Here is a 16,159-nt window from a genome sequence, read left to right as displayed (position 1 = left end):
CTTGTGGTTTTGAAAACGTTACCAGGCGCTTTGTTTACCGATTAATAGGAGTTGTGCTCGTTCCAATGCAAATTTAGCGGCCATCTGCTGATCGGGTTTTCGGCTTAACTCCTTGGCTGATGGAAGCACGACCCAAAGTGATATGGGCTTGGTGTTGATGCGAGAGCCGCGAAAACCATCACCATCCAACGCGAAGAAATTTAATCTAAGATGAAGCACCAAGCTGTTATTCGGCGCAAAGCGGCCAAAGAAGGTACCTAACTCATGAATGCTACCTTCGAGTGTGCTCAGAGGGCTTTTGGTGCTTGCGGGAAGATAAGCCTTATAACTAATTCGTTGTTTTCGGTCTTCGTAGTCATTGATTGCTGGTGAGTTTGTAAATTGTCCCGAGACGAACGGCATGGCCTCTAACTTACTTTTGTGACTGTTTTGCATTTTTGCACAGTGAGTGGATTGTTCGAGTCTGTGCCTAAACCGATATTCTGCGCAAACGACGTCCTTAATAACCGGAGTTACTACTAGAAGAAGTGAGTTCGAGGTTATGCGCCGATATAGGTAGTCATCAGAAAAATTGGCGCTTGGTACAAGGTACTGCCAATTTGCATTGAGTTCTGACTGGTTTAGCAAAGAGGTTGCCATGCCTTGCTCAATGGCATAGCTGATCGGGTGTTCACCTTGACTGAGAGTGAGCGACTGCGAAGGAATGGGGATTTGAGCAAGGCGAGGATAGTTGCCTGAAGTGTAGGCGAATGCGCAGCGGGAGAAGAATGCCACTGATATGAAGGTCATCACTATTTTCAATGATTGGGTGAATCTCATCACGTATCTCCTATTGGAGTGATTCCTTTTGAGTGACCGGCAGCCGGACCGGTCACCCTAGATTATTGACTAGGCTTGAGTTGGTTGTTCTAGTTCCGTACCACAGTGTTTGCACATTGCGGCTTCCGCTCTAACCAGTTCACTGCATTTAGGGCAGCGCTTTTGTTGCCCAGTTTCGAGAGCCCTTTGCTCGACGGTTTCTTGATTTGGCTGAATAACAAGAACGATGATCAACCCGATCAAAGGAGATAGAATTAGCGATACAAAGAAAAAGCCAATACCACTTCGTCCTTTTCCACTCGCTACACTGCCTACAATGATCGAAAATATAAGCCACAAGATCACAACTAACATAATTTCTCCTTTTACTTTGGTGTCCCTTATGGGGATAACGCGCTTTGCGTATGTCAGTCATGATATGTGCAGATGCGAAAACCGATGATTTACGCAAATTTGTTTTGTGTTTTAGGGCGTTACTTTCGCTGGTGACGTTATGTACATCAGGTCTTGTTGGTACACTTTGCCTTGACCATCTGTCGTGACATATTGAAACTGCGCATTGCTGTGCAAAGTCACCATGGCGCAAGCACAACTGATGGCCGCAGTCGCGCCCGTAATATCGACACACATGTTTTTGTTCGAGTAGTGAGTCTCTGTTGCGATGCGCTCAAGAATGTCATTCAGCGTTGAATAGGCGTCACTGACGTTGATGGCGTCGAGTCTTTCTTGCTCAATTTGGATCGCTGCTGTTTCAGAGTTCAAAAAACTTGCAAGGAAGCTTTTCATTGGCGCAGCATATTGAAACGAGCCACTACTTCGGTTGTCGGGTTTGGTGCCGATTAATACCAATAACTCCAATCTGTCAATATGGGCCGACAACGCTCTTAGCAACTGAGTGCCGTTCCAACTAAAGCCTTGTTTCTCAAGCTTAGTCAGCTCTTTGATATCGTGCTGTAAGTCACCACTCAATATGAGTGAAGCATGTTCAGAACTATTACGGTTGGAAATTGTAATTTGCCATTCGCCTGTGGCGAGTTTCTCGGGCAGGGCGTGATAAACCGATAACGTATGAACAAGCACTTTCTTGGGCTTTTTGGTGTCCGTAACACGGATTTTTCGGATAGGGGGGAGCAGTTTCTTACCTACGCGTATGAGCTGAGCAGAGAAAAACGCGTAACATAGAAAGCTAATTGCTGTGGGGAAAATATCGACCTCTTTAGGGCTTGGATTTTGGTCACCAATATAAGGGACCCACTGGAACAAATGGCTACCAGAAAGCATATCCCCAAACCAAGCAAAACAGAGTAGGGAAGCGGTGGTATAAAACCAGATTGCTATGGGTTTTCGTTCCAGCTCGCTAAACGAACTAATACACTTTAACCACTGCGTCCTTGTCTTTCTTTTAAACACAGCCCATCTCCCTTCTCCTGCAAGCGAAACATACGTTTTACTTATTTTGGCGTTGTATGAGTCAAGCAGTTGTGGAGTCACTTTTTCAGGGGCAATTCCCTTAGGTAAGTCAACCAGCAGGTGTTCATAGTCGGCTCGTTTTCGGTTAAGCATTTTGACCTGCTGAATGTCTAATTGGCCAATAATGCAATCGCCGGGAGCAACATCAATAGCGTCTATTTTTTCTAGCCTTTGATCGAAGGCTATATTGTTGCCTTGAAGCCATTGCTCGACGCCGTCATAGGGTGTGACGAGATAACGCACGGTACTCTCCTATCAACTTGATTATCTGAGTTTTATTCATATAAATTATCGCTTTGCTTAAATGTATTTTGCGAACTTAAGCACAGGGTTTTTAACTCTGTAAGTTTTAGATCAAATAAATGCATATTGATGCTGTATTTGTGGCCGACGGCTGAAGAATATAGCGTTATTGAACAGGGAGTCTTTGCGCAAATTTGTTTTGAACTCTGGTTGTGCCTCTAGCGTTTATCATGGTGGAAAAAGAAGGGCATAGTATGAAAAAGAATGTGTTATTGAGTATTGCTGGGCTTACCCCGCAGGTTATTACCGAAACGCTATATGGTATTCATCAAGAACAACAAAGTGGTGCTGACTGGAGTTGGCCCGATGAAATTCAAGTGATCACTACCAGTCTAGGGAAGGAGCAGATTATTCTGGGGCTGCTGACCAAAGATGACCACCAAATGTCGATGCTGGAAAAACTGTGCCGTGATTACCACCGCCCTGTGCCTCAGCTTCGAGAAGACTTAATTTTCGTCATTCCGGATGAGCATGGGGCGCCTGTCAGTGATGCTCGATCCAAGCAAGACCACGAAGCTCTAGCGACGTTTATTGTGCGTCATGTCGCTCAGATTTGCTCGCAGGACGACCCTCAAGTTCGGTTGCATGCTTCACTTGCTGGTGGACGTAAAACCATGACCTTCTTTTTAGGTTATGCGTTAGCCTTGTTTGCTCGCGAGGGCGATAAACTCTCTCATGTTCTCGTTGACGAGTTGTACGAAGGCAATCGTCATTTCTATTACCCTACACCGACAACCCATGCCATTCCTGCACGCGATGGCAATAGCCACATTGACGCAAGCAAGGCGGCGGTAACACTAGCGGAAATCCCATTTATCAGACATAAAGACATTCACACCAAAGGCAGCCTATCGTGTTTGGAAAAGCAGTCGTATAGAGATCTGACTTACTACCAAAATGCGATGCAAAACCCTGATGAGATTCGTTTAGTATTTCATCTTGTACAAAAGCGGGTGACCATCCTCGATAAAGTGATTGATTTTAGTTCCAAACCGCTTGAGCTGGCCTTTTACGCAATGATTGCTGTAAATCAATGCCGCACCGATTCCCAACCGATCGTGATGTCGAATAATGATCCCGATAATCTCTGGTTAGCCGATCAGCTGCTTCAACAGCTTGAAATCATTGCAGCATTGCGCCCGCAAGATCATTCAGCGGCTTTGCTTGAGGGAGATAAGTTCTCATTTATGCGAGAGTTTCGCGATAGAGCGACGCGTTTAACGGAATCTGATGTATTACTGCGTGGGGCTGGCGAACAAACGATAGCGCGAACTTATCTCGAACTCAATTACGGTATGAGTGCAAAATTTTTAAACGATAAAAAGAACAGCTTGAAGAAATTTTTGCTCGAGCATTTCCCGGCCGATATTGTGGCGTATATTGCGCCTGCTCAAGTGTATGTCAAAGGCGAATGGCCAAAACGACGAGTGTTTGATGGTAGCGGTCAGCAGGGAACGCCTTTGGGGCTATGGATTGAAAATGAACGGATAACAATAAGGTAATGATATGAAGCAGATAAAGCTCTTTTTCCGCACGCACTATCGATTTTATCTTTGGCTGATTTCGGTGATGTCAATTCTTTCTATTAGTTGGCTCGGAGACTTGGTCGCGGGCGGAGATATGTTTGTTTGGTTAACGGACATTGTTTATAACCTATCGCCGAGATTACATACTTATGTTATCGGAACGTCAGGCACAATTATGGCTTTTTTGCTACTGACTGCGATGAGCCTGACTTTTACGCTGTTGCTGTATAAGCAAGGACAAGCCTGGTTTCGCCCCATCACTTCTTTGAAAAAAGCTGGGGAAGAGCCTGCTAAAGCGCTGATTCTAAATGTTTCGATAAATAAATTTGTTGCTTCAGAGCCTTCGAGTATCAGTGAAAAAGGTATCATCTTCCAGGTAAAAGGTGAGCCAGAAACTCAGTTTTGTCTAAAGCAGTGTTCACTCGAGGAAGACATAAATACCATTCAAGCGCTAGGTTTTCTCTGGAATTGGGGAACGATCATAAGAAGTATAAAAGAGAATCTTAACTCAGAGCTCAAAAATATCGTTTTAGTGTATACGGTGTCCGGAGAAAAAGAAGATGGGCAAAAGATAGGCGCTATCGAACATAAAGCTGATATAGAAAAGTGGCTTAAAGGCTACCCTGAGCTAGAAAACGCCACCTTACACACTTGGGAGCTAGACAAAAACAAGGCCGATATTGAGACGATATATACTCAGTATTGCGATTGTATTGAATCGCTAGAGACCGAAGGCATCGATTCCCGAGATATTGTAGTGGGCGTGACTGGCGGGACTGCGGACATGTCAATAGCGGCCTCTATGGCAACCTTACACAAGAAGAGCAAATTTGAGTACATCAACCAAACAGATGGCAAATTGCATAAATATGACTTGGTAATTCAAAGACCTATTCAGTAATCAAACAAAGCATCAATAACAGCGCATGTTGTATTGATGCTTTAAGCCCTTTTAATATTCTAGGCTAGCTTGTTCTGGAGTTGAAAACACCGAAGCTCGTTTATCGATTGCATTTTTTACCTGAACCATATTCTTGCTGTCCAACACGTTGATATTGATTTCATTGGCTCTTCGTTTAATAAGCGGAGAGATGCTATCAAAACTCAGCAATGCGCCTTGTGTTAGTGGTCCGAAAACTTCGGCGAGAGAGTCTAATCGATAGAGCGCGAGTTGGCTTTCTTGTGGTTTCAGCATGCCCGTTTTGCACTCGATTATATATAAGCGGTTATTGATTAGAGCCATGACATCAACCTCATTGCGCAATGGGTTGTTTTTATCCCCTCGCTCTACTTTGACACTCATCGCAATATCTTGAACATCCGATCGTGATTTTTTGAGCTCTTTCAACTGTGCAAACGCGTAATACTCCAGCCAAATACCATTGCAGAATCGTTTTGCATCGGCGTTGGCAAATTGCAGTTTGTCTTCGTGTCTAGCGAGCAAGCCATTTTGCTCTAGGTCATCAACCATTCGTCGTAACGCTAAATTGTTCTGTTGAGCAAGGGTTAACGCCTCGGTTAAGTGATTGTTAGCATTGGCCGTTTTCGCTAAATAGTTGAGGGTGCGAAACCCTTTTGCGTACCTAGAAAGGTTGTTCACCCATTGATTGGCGACTTTGATCCAATCGCTGTAGTTGGGCGGATTTCGCTCTATCTCGGTGACTTGTATTCCCTTTAAGCTCAAGAACTCTTCGATTTTGAGCTTGTCTGCAATGGGGATAGGTTGGTCGCAATGGGGTGAAAGAAACGACATAGTGTCGGTCTGATGATCTAGCCAGTAGCAGGGGATGTCGTTTTCTCTTGCCCAAGTCAGGAGTTTGTCTTTTTCACCCATATTGCCTTGGGAAAGGTTGATCGCCTGTACGCTGTATGGTTTTAATGTTTCTGGAGAAAAGTCCGTTGGATTGTACGGAACGCTTGTGAGCTTAATGCCTCTGTGTGAAAGAAATCGTTGCAATTCATCAGGCTCGCTAGTCGTAGGGTGCAGGAGTACTAACTCTTTACACTGGGTGTTCGGTTGCAAAAGAGGAGTGATAATGGAAATTGGGTTGTCTCTCCAAAGCGCTGCTTGGGTATGTGGCTCGTTTAGCATAAAGGTACCGGTGTAATGATTAGGTAGTGTTCGAGGCTTAAGGCATCTTGTGTGACTGGTACAGAATCCCGTCTAAACCGGGTACGTCTAATACGAGTACCTAAACTCTATTTTGTAGTTTAACTCAATAAGTCTTAATCCCGTCTAAACCGGGTACGTCTAATACCTTGACAAAGGCTGGGAAGCCTACGAACGTTGTGTCTTAATCCCGTCTAAACCGGGTACGTCTAATACTGGTCGCTAAGATTTTTAAATACCTATCAATTGGTCTTAATCCCGTCTAAACCGGGTACGTCTAATACGACTTATGAAAAAACTAATTAATGTTATTGTTCTAGTCTTAATCCCGTCTAAACCGGGTACGTCTAATACGAGCAGGATAAAATCTTGCTCGAAGAGGAAATACAAAAAGGTCTTAATCCCGTCTAAACCGGGTACGTCTAATACAAAGCTGTCTAAAGCAGCTTAATTCTTTTCGACATGTCTTAATCCCGTCTAAACCGGGTACGTCTAATACGATGCCATCCTTTTGCCGGCAGGCACGATTCATTTGTCTTAATCCCGTCTAAACCGGGTACGTCTAATACTCTACCCCTCACAGCCCTTGTGGGGCAAGGGTTAGAAAGGTGCTCTGCTTCAAAATTTTACGCATTAGTTTTTCTAGTTGGATATTGTGCATAACTAGTCATTACTCTACTGCTTTCACTTGTTAGCCAGTTTCTAAACTATTGTTTTTAAAGGCGTGCTTGGAAATCCGCCTTTATTCATATCTATTTTTAATGGTTTGCCGATTAATCTGGCAAGATTAATCGATATTTCCCTAATCCAAATGTACTCTTTCCGCCTATTTGCAGTTGTTCTCCAATCGCAAGCCAAGGGACCAATGGTGCAATATCGCCATTAAATTGCACTTGACCTTGAACACCCCCAAAAGGGATGAGTGATTGTTGTTTGGCAGAATAGCGCTGCCAATCTTCATAATAGCTTGAGCTGGTTACTTGCCAATCTCCACTTACTTGGGCTGCCAAGTAAAGTGTGTTGATTAGCTTTGGATCGTCGGCAACCCAGAATGTGGTCAGTTGCTTTAACCGCCTAAGAATATGATTGAGCCAAAAGGGGGCATCATCGACGAATGTATTGATGAGCCTATCTTGATGTTTCAATCTTACGGGGGTTATAAATTCTATCGCGGTTTCAGCATTAGCTTGGTAGTAGGGAATGGTCAACCAGTCCGCAAGGTTGGTAATATGCATTCCCGCTTTTAGCCCGACGGGTGTCAATGAGCTAATCGACATAATATTAATCGGTGTTTTTTGTTCTCCCCAGCCCAGTTTCGCCCCCTGTGTTAGTGCATTTATGACTTGTCGATCTAATCCGACCGCATCCCCAAACAAAGTCAGCTCAAAACTGTAGAATTCTCCTTTGCGCCATTCGGTTTTGTGGTCACAACTTGGCGTTATGGCATAAGGCTTAGGTTGTTGATTGGCGTGTTCACCAAAAAAAACAAAGTAAGCCTGCGGCTCGGTACGCGCCAAGGATTGCCCAAACCAGCCGTGCAGAAGTGAGCCTTTAAAGGGTGGCAAATGGGTATCTCGCTCAAGCTGCACGGTAATGTGCAGCTTAAGTAGCCTAAAATGCTGACATAACTCAATGAGTGGATGTTGGGTCATACATCAAGCCCGTACAGTTCTTTAAGTTCAGCAAGCCTCGCTTTCTGTTCTTTAGCACGTCTCTTTGGCTTTTGATGAAAGTCATATTTGCGGGCCATTGTGTAGAGTTGTAATGCCATGCCTCTCTCTGAGTTGTCTGCGTTTTCTAAGAAAAACGTGATCGCCTCTCTTAGCAGTGGCGGACGTTCGGTTTGGTCTACACGCTCTAAGTTGATGGTTAGATCGTGAAGTTTGAGTTCATGAGTGCTCATCGCATCACGCTTTTGCTGTTCCAGTTCTTGCTGTTGCTTCTCTTCATGCTCTTTTTTAAGTGCTTCAAGTTTCTGTTGTTGTTGCTCGAGAAGCTTGCTATCGAACTCTGAAGTTTTGTCAAACAGTCGATTTAATCTACCGCGCCCAAATGAAAGACTCACGCTGGTAGCGGCGTTAGTTAACCTCTCTGCTCTTGGTAAAGAGCGAAGAGAGGCAAGAGCTTTGTTATCCTTCTTAGCGTCTTGAAACTCTTTGTCGTCTAAAGACATGTATCGAGTATCAACATCCTGATTTGCTTCAAGGTTCGCCGTTTCTAATAGATAGGTTATTTGCGGGGAGGTCTTCCACCCCTGCTCATCATGGTTGGGGTAATGGCGATTCATACTCGACTCAAATAGGGCGGGATCGATATCATTGTTGGTGATGTCTCTACCGTTATTTGCTTTAACCCGAGTCACTGTTGGAGCAATTTTTATTGCTCCCGCACCAAAAGGTTTTCCGTGGCCGATTTGATGGTAATTGCCTTGCAACTCTAGGCTCCAAAGTAAAGCAGAGAGTTCAACGGGTTTTAAATTGTGGAAAACAATTTGACCTTGGAAGCAAGCGTTTCTAGCACATAGTTCAAAACGATGGCTGACTTTGTCTTGCTTATCTGTGGCTTTAAATTCAGATAGGTTGTCATGTTTTGGAGACTTGCTAACGTAACGTTTTACGCCAGATGGTGTTGCGTCGGGATGATTGTAGTTGCTTAATGCTCCTTTCTTACTCTGCTCGATGTAATTGGGGTAAAAGGTCGCTCGCGGTTCGCTCAGCACTACGTTTGGTGTTTGGAGCATATCCGGTTTAGATAAGCAAGTTGCGTCACTGAAATGAACTCGACTCTTTAAACTCAGCTCTTTGTCTCTTAGTGTTCCAAAGATAAGTTCGGCCATGTCAAAGTAACTGTTTGACAGGTGTGCCTCAGTTGCTGAGTGGATAAGGCCATGAACCGAATTGTTGTATTTGATTTTGGGTAGTTTAGAGAAGCCTAGCGCAGAGACTACTTGTCCATTTGCTTTAGCAAATACGGGGATACCATACTCAGGGTGTGCATGGCGTTTCATCATTTCTACTTGTTTTGGCTCATGGCTTTCAAACAGTTGTGCGACTACATGGTTAAAGTTGTTTGGTGCGAAGGGGCAGTCATCGACGTCATAAAATGCGTAGCTAAACTCTGTCCGTTGGGTGCAGACTTGAAGGTCACTTTTCTCGAGTTGGTATCGTTTCAGTTTTACATTTTTTTTATCGGCACTCATTGGATAGATTGAAGGTCGGAAACTACTAAATATAGCGTGTCCAACACATTGTCCGTTTCTGTCTATTTTTGCTCGTTGAACCGTCTGACTTTGAGCGTTTGACGTTTCATAGACAAACTCTCTTGGTTTTAGATTGAACTGAAAGGTTTTGCTAAGAGGGAACTGTTCATACTTTTCATAGCCATGTGAGCCATGGCGAGAAGTTGATATGCGATTTTTTAGAGCTTGCCTAAATTCATCTAAAAAGAGTACCGTATGCTTGGCTTTTCTGAACGTCCATTGGCGTAACTCAGCATCATACTTGATCCACCCAGCTTGTCGCTCTTGGTTGTTCTCTACCCAACTTTTGTACTTCGTATCTTGAAAATCGCGATACGCAAAGTGTTTGTCATCTACTTGAGAGAGCTTACCAAAACTGGCTATTTCCAATACGCTGCGGATCATTCCTTTTAGGCTACTGCTTGGAATAACAAGTTCGCCTTTGGGATTGCGAGCAAACTTTAAAATGCCGTTTTTATCTTGAGTATCACCGACACATAATGGAGTGTGGTTGGTAAGAGTATATTCGATGACGCCAGAAACCCCATCTTCAAAAGGTACATCGTGGCTAACAAGGTGTGCCCAATCGGGCATGTAAACCCACTTAGACAGTGGAACAAAGTGGTAGGGTGCGTGTACCTCGGCCATCATGCGTCTCCTTGTACGTTAGGTTGTGGAAGATCAAACCCAATAAATTGTTGAACAAGCGGACTCCATTTGTGATCTTGCTCTTGGTACCAAATTCGGTAGGTTGCAGTGGTCGCGCTGGCTTTAAGGTCATTTCTGACATAGATCTGCTGTTGCACATAACCACTTCTTGTAGTGTCGTCAGTGGCAGAGCTGGCTATATGAGTGGCCATATAGGTTGAGTCACCTAAGTGTTTGATGATCAAACTGTCATTGCCATTTGTGTATTCTGCTTCAAGTATGTCTTTACGTGTGGGGAGAGTCGGAGAAATAGAGACGCAATCTCGATACATCACCCAACCTTCTGCTGGCTTAAACTGAGCGATTTGTTCCAGTATTTTATCTATAGAACCTGAGGAAGGGGTGATTGTTATGCTTGCTGGCGTTATCTTCGGTAGGTTAACACCGTTAAATGCTTCGTAATCAGCAAGGCTGTTATATAACTCAATGCTCATCTTATGCTTCTTCCTGTAATGCTTTTGCCATAACTAGGCTAGTGCCTCGGCCACTGCCTGCGCCCATAGGTAGTAAACCTAGCTCTAGGTCCTCGATCGTATTTTCTAATGCAAACTTGAGCGGTTCTTCTAGAGTTTCATAAGGCTCGGTTAAATAGAGGTTTATGGTGAACTCTGGTTGATAAAGCAGTTCTTCACTGTAAAGTGCGCCTTGTCTTACTCCGCCAGTAAATCGGTCAATACTGTTGTGGAAGCGTAGGGTGGTGTGTTCATAGTTGAGTAGGGCATCATCCACATACAAAATTCCAGCCAGGCTGTTTTGATGTTTGTCATCACTGTCACCCAGTAGTTCTTTAAGTTGTTCCGGTTTGCTTTGCCACTGGTCGTGTTTTGCTTCTCCTAGTGTTTCGGCCCAACGGTTTGTATGACGATTGAGGTGAAACGCAAGGCGGTGTGCTAACATGCCTTTAATGCTACTGCCGCATAAAACGGCTTTGGGTTCACTAACCTCCGCCTTGTCGTTTTTCCAGATGATCGACGGCTCACTGTAGGTGAGTATATCTGGTGAGTAATCTTCGTAGTGTTTGGATGTTTGCTCTTTTCTGAGAAGGTTTACACCACTGCCACAGCGCCAGTTATCAAGAGCTTTGAGTGTAATTGAGCGATAAGGTTGAAATGCTGGACGCGTTTGGTCAAGTTGTTGTTTCAGTTGGTGTTCATGCGGGCGTACAGAGCTGCGAAATTGTGCGAATCGCTCTGCTTCGTCTTGATTTCCAAGTAAATCAAATTCTTGCTCTGTACTTTCTATGATAGCAATGTTACCTAGACCGTTGCGCGTACTTGAGCCCAAAGCAAAGGTTCGTAAGTCTATTAGTGAGAGAAGTTGATGCCACTCATCTACGTTTAGTTTGCGGCCATCTTCACGGCTTTGATCTGACCAATGTAGGCTCACTTCAAAGCGAACTCCCGCTGGTAGCAATATTTGGTCAAACTTTCCGGTATCACGAGCGACACCTCTATCATTAATGGCGACACGTTCTCTGTGATGAGGTCTTTCTAGCACACATAGTGAAAGCAAAGGATCTCTGCTTATTTCTTCTTGGGAAATGAAGTTTCTGACAGGGGTGTTACTGCTGTCAAGCAAGGTGCCATTTGAAATAGAAAGGGTTGATGCTTGTACTGTCGTGCCAAACCACTTCTCTTTCATTTCTGTGCCCAAGTGTTTTTCACAGTGGTGTGAAAGTTGGCCAGCAAACGCAGTTGCAGGGAGCATTGGTAAGCCGTTAATGTCTCGTACTAGCTCGCTATCAAAACCAAACTCTCGCAGGCCACTGTTAATAGCCATTGGACTTAGAGTTTCTAGAACTAATTTTGTTGCGACAATTTTCATGCGATGACTCCTTGCTGCGCTTGTGTCTCCTTATTTAGAAAACGCTTCTTGGCTTTCTCAAGGTCTGTTTGAGTTGCAAGATCGTATTGGGAAAGCAGTTCTAACGTCTGAACTAGTGTACTTGGTTGGTGTTGTTGCCACTGTTCTAAGCAGTGATCTGCAAACTGGATCAGGCGAGTCCCGTTGTGCCAGTGAATACCCCAGCCAAGTTCGTCATTTTTGGGTTTACATATCGCGTGCTGGTCCATAAATAGGGTGATTAGCCAGTGCTCGACATCGTGGCGCAGGACGTCTCTCACTCTTCCCCATTGAGTGCGTGTTGGACCCGCAATATGGCTAGCAGCAATATGATTGTAATTCCTAGCGTTGTCATAGGCTGTCACTATGCTAGCAGCAAGCTGTTGTGCTTGTTCTCGTTGGCTTTGTGCTTCTTGCTGGGTATTTAGTTTTGCTGCAACCCATTGAGTTAACGGAGAGCATGGCTTAGTACCCTTTTGTAGTTGGGTGTTTGAGCGAATATCGATGCTTTTCGCTGAGAAAAGCCCTTCAGAGAGCGTGGAAGAATTCGCCCATTCGGGATTGACATAGACCCAACCCAGCCCTTGTTGGCGATTTATGCCAATGCCTTTATTTGCGAGTGTGAGTAGTTGACTCTCAGAGATCGAGACGTTTTTGAAAACCAGAACTGAACCTTTAGCAATGCAGGTTTGTTCACTGTCTAGGCCTCCTCTCGTTTGATTAAATCGGCTGGCACTGTTATGGCGAATAAAGCTGCGACTGTAGTCTAACTCACCATTTGCGCCATCAGTTAGCTCGGCTAAGCTAGGCGTTAGCGTTGGGAGCCCTAGTTTATTGACGCATTGGCTGTCAGAGAGGCACCAAAGAACTAACTCATCATTGGTATTGTTTGGTTGGGGATCAGATAGGGTTGTTTGCTCTGTGATTTTTACTCGGCCAAACTCACTATTCTTCGAACGTCCAATGTGCTTTTCTCCGAATAAATGTGTGGTGATATGCTTTCTCTGTTGCTCAGTTTCACAGTAAACCCAGCCAATAAAGGTTTGTCCTGGCTCGATATAAGAGTATGAAAATAGCTGACTTTCTTTTACCGTGCCTTTCGAGCGATCTATTGCGGTTTTGGTGACGATATTTCGTTGTACATTGGCGACTTTACCATTGGCATTTATATAACCGTCACGACACTGCTTATATTGAGTCTGCTTATCGCGTTCGAAGCTTTTGTTTGCATGATTGCTGATCTCATCAGCTTGGTATTGGCTGTTGATAATGGGTGTTGCCAATTTGTCGAAGTGCCAGCTTGATGGAGTAGGTAAGCATAGCTGCTGGTCGGCAACTGGATAGCATGGCCCGAACTGAACTTGGCCACTGTGGAACATATCCCAAGATTCGCTATCGTCGATCTGGCTGTAGAGTGAAGAAGCAACTACGCCAAGTAGAGTGCTGCCGGGAATATAGTCCAACCCTTTATGATTCATAGTCGTTGCTGTATTTTGGCTGACAATGATTGGGTCGATGGTTTTGAGGCTGAAGTAGAGTCGCATTATTTGCCTCCTTGGCGAATGTCAACGGTGACGAAGGCTTGCCCGTAGCCGCGGTGTTTTTTTGCGCCGACGTTAGTGATAAGGGGAGTAACACTATTGATAAGTTCAACCAGTGTAGAGTTATCAAACTCATTAACATTAGGGTGGTGGTTGTTGAGGCTCACTGTGGAGGTAAGCGTCATTGGTGCTGCGACTTCCATTCCTCGTAGGCTACCTTCTTTGGCAACACCGGTGCGGTTGTCTATGGCGGTGGCGTAGTGAACTCTGTACAACTGTTTATGGGCACCACTCTGTTTATGCTCCTTAAAATAAGCGATCTCTTCTCCACTTAATGTTGCATTGGTAATTCTAAGGAGGCCTTGCGAAGAGGTCTGTTCTCCCTCTTCACCAAATAAGAGATTGACTAGATGGGGTTGATCTACAAGCCATTGGTTGTCTTGCGCTATCTGAAACGCTTCTTTGAGTAGGCCTCTAACTGAGCGACCGGAGATATAGGGCAAATGGTTTTGATCTTTTAGCATCAAAGCGTCGGCGTATGCTCCGCCCTCATCACCTGTACTAATATGCCATTCTGAGCGAATATCAAAACTAAGAGTCAGTTGTTGGTTAGGCATCTGCGGGCTCCTTGTCTTGTACCTTTAAATCTAATGGTTTGTAATGGTCGATGATCAAAAGGTCTGAGATGATAGTTTGGTAGCCGTGCGAACTATCCGTAGGCCAGTAAAAATGTTCGAATCCACTTGTTTGCTTCGCAAGCACTTTTAGCAATTCAACGCTCAGAAGTTGTTTTTCTTTTCCGCTTTCCTCTTTGTTTGCAAGTACTACCGCTCTGTCAAAAATCCGAATTGCCTCTTGAAGGTCTCCCTGAGCGAGAAACGTAGCAATTTTTCTCCACCGTTTAATGGAAATATCACTTTGGTCTCTGAGTTTTTCTAATGTTGGTAGGGATTGATGATGAGTTACTTTACCGTCGATATTTTCGTCGTCTACGAAGTAAGCATTTTGGCCAAGTTGAATTATCTCACCTGAATCCATTGTGTGAATATGCGCATTTTCAATCAAATCTTCCAATGTGGTTTGGGTTGCATTCGATATGCGGTATAAAGCAAGGGCTGCTGGGCCGACCTTGGTTTTGTCGTCGGTGCCGTAGATGCTCTTTGTTAGCTTTTTGGCCTTGAGGGCTAATAGTTCAACAAGATCGTGGGATTGGGTAAACGGGTGGCTGGCTTTTTGGTACAAAATGCCGCCACTTGCTGTAATGTAGGGATGAAGGTGGCTTTCACTTTTTCTGAAGTAGCTCTTAAATACTGGTTCTAGTGCAATTTGTGACTCTTTTTTGAACTCTTTGCAAAATTGTTTTGCGTAGTCTAGTGCAAGATCTGCGCGACAATAGAGTGTCACGTCGTCACCACCTAGTACGATTGGGCGCATCGGTAAGGTAATTCTATTTTGTGGATTTTCGTCAAGCTCTATCCTGACAGTTTCGTAGAGCTTCAACGTTGCCATTCGTGCAGCTCGGACAGTTGCTTTTTCTAAAGCGTCAGAGAAGGTTCTAAATCCCTTTAAATATTCCTCATCACTTAGAACTTTTAGTTTCTCTTTCAACGCCATCAGTAGAAGGCCCATACCGTTACCGTCAATATGAATTAACGCAATGTCCTTGATTGCTTCTCTTTGCTCGGCGCCTAGATCTTTTAGTTTTTGCTCTGATTGAAACGGAAATTGGGTATTAAAGTTTAATGGATAGTCGACGGTGATTTCGGGTGGAGTATATTTCTTTTGCAATGATGAATTATCACGCATTTCTAATGTCTGGTAGGCTTGACGATGTTTTTCTACATCAATATCAAGGGAGCGATCTTTATCTTCTTCTTCATGTTTTGCCTTCATCGCCTGCGCGCTTAATGGAACGGCGCTTTTGCCCGTTCTTTGATAGCGTTCAAAGATCGTCAATGCTAGCGGTAGTTTTACTTGAGGCTTATTTCGGCTGGCTGCAAGTGCTTTGAAGGCTTCATCGATGCCATCTTGTAGTGAGTCAGATTCTGTTAGCGCATCTATGTATTCTAGAGATGGAAATAACTGGTTGAGGGTAAGCGTCCAAAGTGATCTTAAGCGTTGAACCGCCTGTTTCTCGTTGGAGTAGCAGTAGAAAGCGCCCCCTTTACAGCGAAGAAAACGAAGCGAGGTTTTTTCACTAGGTCCGGTTTCGGTTGAATAATCAACATGGATGTCTGATGTTAAGTTAGCAGCAGTTATTACATGACTTAGAACACTTGATACGGTGTTTCCATTGTCATCCAATCCTGAGTCTATCAACTTATCGAGTCGCTCCGATGCTGAAATGACATCTTTGAGTTTTCCAGATTGGAATAAATACCCTTGGATCGATTTTGCTTCAAATAGATAGCAGTGAAACATTCCCATTAACCACCTCGTAATAGTTCGGCCTTGAACAGTTTTACATGCATCTAATGAAGAAGGATGCAAATATTGCTGGACTATGATTCAACACATTTGCATAGGCTATATAAATAGAATTTAAGCTAATATTACCCATATCAAGGTTTTAGGAATGGAGTTGTTCTGGTATGGATTTTGT

At 44.2% G+C, this 16,159-nt stretch carries 13 protein-coding genes and 1 CRISPR repeat array; of the genes, 2 read left to right on the top strand and 11 right to left on the bottom strand.

The window, feature by feature from the left end; translation table 11 throughout:
• Window positions 1-18: 18 nt before the first annotated feature.
• The 3 genes from OH458_RS15440 to csx16 all read right to left on the bottom strand — a co-directional run bounded on the left by OH458_RS15440 (window position 19) and on the right by csx16 (window position 2,532).
• Complete coding sequence (locus OH458_RS15440; protein WP_269978986.1) at window positions 19-819, bottom strand: hypothetical protein; 801 nt, start codon at window positions 817-819, stop codon at window positions 19-21.
• A 69-nt stretch (window positions 820-888) separates the two neighbouring features.
• Window positions 889-1,173 carry a zinc ribbon domain-containing protein gene (locus OH458_RS15435; RefSeq protein ID WP_269978985.1) on the bottom strand — a complete coding sequence of 95 codons (285 nt, stop codon included), beginning with the start codon at window positions 1,171-1,173 and terminating at the stop codon, window positions 889-891.
• Between the two features lie 111 nt (window positions 1,174-1,284).
• Window positions 1,285-2,532 carry a CRISPR-associated protein Csx16 gene (csx16, locus tag OH458_RS15430; RefSeq protein ID WP_269978984.1) on the bottom strand — a complete coding sequence of 416 codons (1,248 nt, stop codon included), beginning with the start codon at window positions 2,530-2,532 and terminating at the stop codon, window positions 1,285-1,287.
• Window positions 2,533-2,786: 254 nt separating this feature from the next.
• Between csx16 and csm6 the strand changes: the two genes are divergently transcribed.
• Entirely contained in the window at window positions 2,787-4,094 is a 1,308-nt protein-coding gene (csm6, locus tag OH458_RS15425) for a CRISPR-associated ring nuclease Csm6 (protein ID WP_269978983.1), read from the top strand.
• 4 nt (window positions 4,095-4,098) lie between these two features.
• Entirely contained in the window at window positions 4,099-5,019 is a 921-nt protein-coding gene (locus OH458_RS15420) for a hypothetical protein (RefSeq protein ID WP_269978982.1), read from the top strand.
• Between the two features lie 51 nt (window positions 5,020-5,070).
• On the opposite strand, the gene OH458_RS15415 is transcribed toward OH458_RS15420, so the two are convergent.
• The 8 genes from OH458_RS15415 to OH458_RS15380 all read right to left on the bottom strand — a co-directional run bounded on the left by OH458_RS15415 (window position 5,071) and on the right by OH458_RS15380 (window position 15,984).
• Complete coding sequence (locus OH458_RS15415) at window positions 5,071-6,210, bottom strand: Card1-like endonuclease domain-containing protein (protein WP_269978981.1); 1,140 nt, start codon at window positions 6,208-6,210, stop codon at window positions 5,071-5,073.
• A 59-nt stretch (window positions 6,211-6,269) separates the two neighbouring features.
• A CRISPR array of direct repeats spans window positions 6,270-6,797; the repeat unit is 35 nt; unit sequence GTCTTAATCCCGTCTAAACCGGGTACGTCTAATAC.
• A 204-nt stretch (window positions 6,798-7,001) separates the two neighbouring features.
• Complete coding sequence (cas6, locus tag OH458_RS15410; RefSeq protein WP_269978980.1) at window positions 7,002-7,880, bottom strand: CRISPR system precrRNA processing endoribonuclease RAMP protein Cas6; 879 nt, start codon at window positions 7,878-7,880, stop codon at window positions 7,002-7,004.
• Window positions 7,877-10,114 (bottom strand): TIGR03986 family type III CRISPR-associated RAMP protein, encoded by a 2,238-nt coding sequence (locus tag OH458_RS15405; protein WP_269978979.1) that lies wholly within the window; start codon window positions 10,112-10,114, stop codon window positions 7,877-7,879. Before OH458_RS15405 ends, cas6 begins: the two co-directional genes overlap by 4 nt.
• Entirely contained in the window at window positions 10,114-10,608 is a 495-nt protein-coding gene (locus tag OH458_RS15400; RefSeq protein ID WP_269978978.1) for a hypothetical protein, read from the bottom strand. Before OH458_RS15400 ends, OH458_RS15405 begins: the two co-directional genes overlap by 1 nt.
• A 1-nt stretch (window position 10,609) precedes the next feature.
• Window positions 10,610-11,998 carry an RAMP superfamily CRISPR-associated protein gene (locus OH458_RS15395; protein WP_269978977.1) on the bottom strand — a complete coding sequence of 463 codons (1,389 nt, stop codon included), beginning with the start codon at window positions 11,996-11,998 and terminating at the stop codon, window positions 10,610-10,612.
• Window positions 11,995-13,560 (bottom strand): RAMP superfamily CRISPR-associated protein, encoded by a 1,566-nt coding sequence (locus OH458_RS15390; protein WP_269978976.1) that lies wholly within the window; start codon window positions 13,558-13,560, stop codon window positions 11,995-11,997. The genes OH458_RS15395 and OH458_RS15390 overlap by 4 nt, the downstream gene beginning before the upstream one ends.
• Complete coding sequence (locus tag OH458_RS15385; RefSeq protein ID WP_269978975.1) at window positions 13,560-14,174, bottom strand: RAMP superfamily CRISPR-associated protein; 615 nt, start codon at window positions 14,172-14,174, stop codon at window positions 13,560-13,562. The genes OH458_RS15390 and OH458_RS15385 overlap by 1 nt, the downstream gene beginning before the upstream one ends.
• The gene (locus OH458_RS15380) at window positions 14,167-15,984 is read right to left on the bottom strand and encodes a Cas10/Cmr2 second palm domain-containing protein (protein ID WP_269978974.1); all 1,818 of its coding nucleotides are present in this window, start codon (window positions 15,982-15,984) and stop codon (window positions 14,167-14,169) included. The genes OH458_RS15385 and OH458_RS15380 overlap by 8 nt, the downstream gene beginning before the upstream one ends.
• Between the last annotated feature and the right edge of the window lie 175 nt (window positions 15,985-16,159).

Source organism: Vibrio sp. MarTm2, assembly GCF_027587055.1.
Classification (GTDB): Bacteria; Pseudomonadota; Gammaproteobacteria; order Enterobacterales; family Vibrionaceae; genus Vibrio; species Vibrio sinaloensis_D.
This window is presented reverse-complemented; position numbering and strand designations above follow the sequence as displayed.

What these genes read in the sequence shown, in the direction of transcription:
- OH458_RS15440 (WP_269978986.1), bottom strand. Translation starts at nt 819, where the DNA reads ATGAGATTCACCCAATCATTGAAAATAGTGATGACCTTCATATCAGTG.
- OH458_RS15435 (WP_269978985.1), bottom strand. Translation starts at nt 1,173, where the DNA reads ATGTTAGTTGTGATCTTGTGGCTTATATTTTCGATCATTGTAGGCAGT.
- csm6 (WP_269978983.1), top strand. Translation starts at nt 2,787, where the DNA reads ATGAAAAAGAATGTGTTATTGAGTATTGCTGGGCTTACCCCGCAGGTT.
- OH458_RS15420 (WP_269978982.1), top strand. Translation starts at nt 4,099, where the DNA reads ATGAAGCAGATAAAGCTCTTTTTCCGCACGCACTATCGATTTTATCTT.
- OH458_RS15415 (WP_269978981.1), bottom strand. Translation starts at nt 6,210, where the DNA reads ATGCTAAACGAGCCACATACCCAAGCAGCGCTTTGGAGAGACAACCCA.
- cas6 (WP_269978980.1), bottom strand. Translation starts at nt 7,880, where the DNA reads ATGACCCAACATCCACTCATTGAGTTATGTCAGCATTTTAGGCTACTT.
- OH458_RS15405 (WP_269978979.1), bottom strand. Translation starts at nt 10,114, where the DNA reads ATGGCCGAGGTACACGCACCCTACCACTTTGTTCCACTGTCTAAGTGG.
- OH458_RS15400 (WP_269978978.1), bottom strand. Translation starts at nt 10,608, where the DNA reads ATGAGCATTGAGTTATATAACAGCCTTGCTGATTACGAAGCATTTAAC.
- OH458_RS15395 (WP_269978977.1), bottom strand. Translation starts at nt 11,998, where the DNA reads ATGAAAATTGTCGCAACAAAATTAGTTCTAGAAACTCTAAGTCCAATG.
- OH458_RS15390 (WP_269978976.1), bottom strand. Translation starts at nt 13,560, where the DNA reads ATGCGACTCTACTTCAGCCTCAAAACCATCGACCCAATCATTGTCAGC.
- OH458_RS15385 (WP_269978975.1), bottom strand. Translation starts at nt 14,174, where the DNA reads ATGCCTAACCAACAACTGACTCTTAGTTTTGATATTCGCTCAGAATGG.
- OH458_RS15380 (WP_269978974.1), bottom strand. Translation starts at nt 15,984, where the DNA reads ATGGGAATGTTTCACTGCTATCTATTTGAAGCAAAATCGATCCAAGGG.